Below are 4,047 nucleotides of genomic sequence, written 5' to 3' on the forward strand. Positions count from 1 at the left end.
GGTGAGGGCCGGGCCCTCGACGACCCGCGCCGGCCAAAGAACTACAGCGACCAGCAGTATCTCAAGAGCGCCGAGGAGATGGCGGAGCTGTTCAGCGACCTGCCCGAGGCGCTGGAAAACACCGTCGAGATCGCCAAGCGCTGCAACATCGAAGTGAAGCTGGGCAAGCACTTCCTGCCCAACTTCCCGATTCCCGATGGCATGACCATCGATGAATATTTTCGCAAGGTGTCGTTCGACGGCCTCGAAGAGCGCCTCAGCGTCTTGCTGCCCAAGGACACCACCGAAGATTACGAAGCCAAGCGCCAGGTCTATGTCGACCGGCTGAATTTCGAGCTGGATATCATCATCCAGATGGGCTTTCCCGGTTACTTCCTGATCGTGATGGACTTCATCCAATGGGCCAAGAGCAACGGCGTGCCGGTAGGCCCTGGTCGTGGATCGGGCGCCGGGTCGCTGGTGGCCTACGTGCAGAAGATCACCGACCTCGACCCGCTGGAATATGACCTGCTGTTCGAACGGTTCCTCAACCCGGAACGGGTCTCCATGCCCGACTTCGACGTCGACTTCTGCATGGACGGTCGCGACCGGGTGATCGACTACGTGGCCGAGAAATACGGCCGCAACGCGGTGAGCCAGATCATCACGTTCGGTTCCATGGCCGCCAAGGCGGTGGTGCGTGACGTGGCGCGGGTGCAGGGCAAGTCCTACGGCCTGGCGGATCGCCTGTCGAAGATGATTCCGTTCGAAGTCGGCATGACCCTGGAAAAAGCCTACGAGCAGGAAGAGATCCTGCGCGACTTCATCAAGGTCGATGAAGAAGCGGCGGAAATCTGGGAAATGGCCCGCAAGCTCGAAGGCGTGGTGCGTAACGTCGGCAAGCACGCCGGTGGCGTGGTGATCGCGCCGACCAAACTGACTGACTTTTCGCCGATCTATTGCGACGAAGAGGGCGACGGCCTGGTGACCCAGTTCGACAAGGACGACGTCGAGGCGGCCGGCCTGGTGAAGTTCGACTTCCTCGGCCTGCGGACCCTGACGATCATCGATTGGGCGCTCAAGACCATCAACCGCGACCGGGCCAAGGTCGGCGAAGAGCCGCTGGACATCGCCTTCATTCCGCTGGACGACAAGCCGACCTACAGCCTGTTGCAGAAAGCCGAAACCACCGCGGTGTTCCAGCTTGAATCGCGCGGCATGAAGGAGCTGATCAAGAAGCTCAAGCCCGACTGCCTCGAAGACCTGATCGCACTGGTGGCCCTGTTCCGTCCGGGCCCGCTGCAATCGGGCATGGTCGATGACTTCATCAACCGCAAGCACGGGCGCGCCGAGCTGGCGTACCCGCACCCCGACTACCAGTACGACGGCCTCAAGCCGGTGCTGGCGCCGACCTACGGCATCATCCTGTACCAGGAACAGGTGATGCAGATTGCCCAGGTCATGGCCGGTTACACCCTCGGCGGCGCGGACATGCTGCGTCGAGCCATGGGTAAGAAAAAGCCGGAGGAGATGGCCAAGCAACGCGGTGGTTTCATCGAGGGTTGTGCGAACAACGGCATCGATGCGGACCTGGCGGGCAACATCTTCGACCTGGTGGAAAAGTTCGCCGGCTACGGCTTCAACAAATCCCACTCCGCCGCCTACGGCCTGGTTTCGTACCAGACCGCGTGGCTGAAGGCGCACTACCCGGCGCCGTTCATGGCCGCGGTACTCTCGGCGGATATGCACAACACCGACAAGGTCGTGACCTTGATCGAGGAAGTGCGAACCATGAAGCTGCGCCTCGACGCGCCGGACGTGAACGCTTCGGAGTTCAAGTTCACCGTCAATGATGAAGGCCGGATCATCTATGGCCTTGGCGCGATCAAGGGCGTGGGCGAAGGCCCGGTGGAGGCGATCACCGAAGCGCGCCAGGACGGGCCGTTCAAGGACCTGTTCGATTTCTGCGCCCGGGTCGACCTCAAGCGCATCAACAAGCGCACCCTCGACGGTTTGATCCGCAGTGGTGCGCTGGACCGTCTGGGGCCGTATTTCCACGATGAGCCCAAGGCCTACCAGGCCAATATCGACCGCAACCGCGCGGTGTTGCTGGCGGCGATGGAGGAGGCGATCAAGGCGGCCGAACAGACGGCCCGCACCCACGATAGTGGCCACGCCGACCTGTTTGGCGGGCTGTTCGTCGAGGAAGACGCCGACGTCTACGGCAACCATCGCAAGGCCAAGGAACTGACCCTCAAGGAACGCCTCAAGGGCGAGAAAGATACCTTGGGCCTGTACCTGACCGGCCACCCGATCGATGAGTACGAGGGCGAAATCCGCCGCTTCGCTCGCCAGCGCATCATCGACCTGAAACCCGCCCGCGATACGCAAACCGTCGCCGGCATGATCATCGCGCTGCGGGTGATGAAGAATAAAAAGGGCGACAAGATGGGCTTCATCACCCTCGATGACCGCTCCGGGCGTATCGAAGCGTCGTTGTTTGCCGATGCGTTCCATTCGGCGCAGTCGCTGTTGCAGACGGATGCAATGGTGGTGGTGGAAGGCGAGGTCAGTAACGACGACTTCTCCGGCGGCCTGCGGCTGCGGGTCAAACGAGTGATGAGCATGGAGGATGCCCGTACCAACCTGGCCGAGAGCCTGCGCCTGAAGTTGCAGACCCAGGACCTCAAGGGCGATCAGCTACGCTGGTTGGGCGAGTTGTTCAAGCGCCACCGTGGTGCGTGCCCGATCACCATGGAATACGTGCGCCCCGATGCCAAGGCCGTGCTGCAGTTCGGCGAGGGCTGGCGGATCGACCCGGCGGATGCGTTGATTCAAGCCTTGCGTGACCAGTTCGGCAAAGACAACGTCTTCCTCCAATACCGTTGACGGCCAGGGGCCACTCCTGAACCTGGAGCGCCCCTGACCTCGACTCGAATTTTTAATCTCGACCTGAACGCGCCTCTCCCTTAAGGTAGGCGCGAATAGACAACCGGCCGGCCCAAGCTCTCTTGGACGTCGACCCAAGACGGACGCCTATGAACCCGAATTTTCTAGATTTCGAACAGCCGATCGCCGACCTTCAAGCCAAGATCGAAGAGTTGCGCTTGGTCGGTAACGACAATTCGCTGAATATCGGCGATGAAATCTCTCGGCTGCAGGACAAAAGCCGCACGCTGACCGAAGACATCTTCGGCAAGCTGACCAGCTGGCAGATCGCGCGTCTGGCGCGGCATCCGCGTCGTCCCTACACCCTGGACTACATTGAACACATCTTCACCGAGTTCGATGAGCTTCACGGCGACCGTCACTTCTCCGATGACGCCGCGATCGTCGGCGGTGTCGCCCGTCTGGATGACCAGCCGGTGATGATCATCGGTCACCAGAAGGGCCGTGAAGTGCGCGAGAAAGTCCGCCGCAACTTCGGCATGCCGCGTCCGGAGGGCTACCGCAAGGCCTGTCGCCTGATGGAAATGGCCGAGCGCTTCAAGATGCCGATCCTGACGTTCATCGACACGCCGGGCGCCTACCCGGGCATCGACGCCGAAGAGCGCAACCAGAGCGAAGCGATTGCCTGGAACCTGCGCGTCATGGCCCGTCTGAAGACCCCGATCATCGCCACCGTGATCGGCGAGGGCGGTTCCGGCGGTGCGTTGGCCATCGGTGTCTGCGACCAATTGAACATGCTGCAGTATTCCACCTACGCGGTGATCTCGCCGGAAGGCTGTGCCTCGATCCTGTGGAAAACCGCCGAGAAGGCGCCGGACGCCGCGGAAGCCATGGGCATCACCGCCGAACGCCTGAAGGGGCTGGGCATCGTTGATAAAGTGATCAACGAGCCAGTGGGCGGCGCTCATCGCGACCCGGCCGCAGCCGCAGCGCTGATTCGTGCGGAGCTGAGTGCGCAGCTGTCGATGCTGAAGAACTTCGATAACGACGCGCTGCTGGCTCGTCGCTACGAGCGGTTGATGAGCTACGGTCTCTGATTCGACTGCAACACCCATGTGGGAGCGAGCCTGCTCGCGAAAGCGGATTGACATTCAACAGATGAGTTGACTGATACACCGC

The 4,047-nt window shown here is 61.5% G+C and carries 2 protein-coding genes; both read left to right on the top strand.

The genetic code is table 11. The features are described 5' to 3' along the window. Positions 1–2,868, top strand: a 2,868-nt coding sequence (gene dnaE, locus ACE04F_RS07730; protein WP_486105669.1) for a DNA polymerase III subunit alpha, incomplete at its 5' end; no start/stop codon positions are given. Between the two features lie 149 nt (positions 2,869–3,017). Beyond that, positions 3,018–3,965, top strand: coding sequence for an acetyl-CoA carboxylase carboxyltransferase subunit alpha (locus ACE04F_RS07735; RefSeq protein WP_486105670.1), 948 nt, complete (start codon positions 3,018–3,020; stop codon positions 3,963–3,965). Positions 3,966–4,047: the final 82 nt, after the last annotated feature.

This window comes from Pseudomonas sp. AGC41 (genome assembly GCF_057334555.1).